Origin of the sequence: Micromonospora sp. M51, from assembly GCF_018070305.1 — a bacterium.
In the GTDB taxonomy this organism is placed as follows: domain Bacteria; phylum Actinomycetota; class Actinomycetes; order Mycobacteriales; family Micromonosporaceae; genus Micromonospora; species Micromonospora parva.
Window position 1 is genome coordinate 1 of record NZ_JAGPXZ010001467.1, and the last position, 505, is coordinate 505.

Below are 505 nucleotides of genomic sequence, written 5' to 3' on the forward strand. Positions count from 1 at the left end.
CCTGGAGAGCGGCCCCGACGGGGAGTACGCACTGACCCCGCTGGGCGACCCGCTGCGCTCCGACCATCCGCAGAGCGTGCGTCAGGTCCTGCGCAACGACGGCATGATCGGCAGCATCACGCTGAGCCTGCTGCGCCTCGACCACACGGTGCGTACCGGCCGGCCGGGCTACGCCGCCGAGTTCGGCCGGGACTACTGGGACGCGGTGAACACCGACCCGGCCTTCGTCGCCGAGTGGCGCGAGCAGGGCGAGGCCGCCGACGAGCTCGACAAGCAGGTGCTCCGCTGGGACGCCGGAAAGATCATTTCCGAGTACGACTGGAGCGGCGTCGACAGTTTCATCGACGTCGGCGGTCACCTGGGCAGCCTGACCATGGCCCTGGCCCGGGCCCACCCGCACCTGCACGGCACCCTGCTCGACCTGCGGAACGTGTCGGCGGAGGCCGGTCGACGCTTCGCGCGCAGCGACGTCGCGGACCGGGTGACGGCGGTGCAGGGCAGCTTC

At 71.7% G+C, this 505-nt stretch carries 1 protein-coding gene; it reads left to right on the forward strand.

Going from position 1 to position 505, the window contains the following annotated elements; genetic code table 11:
• Positions 1-505 (forward strand): methyltransferase (locus KBX53_RS35485; RefSeq protein WP_305798024.1); only part of this gene is annotated, 505 nt, incomplete at both ends.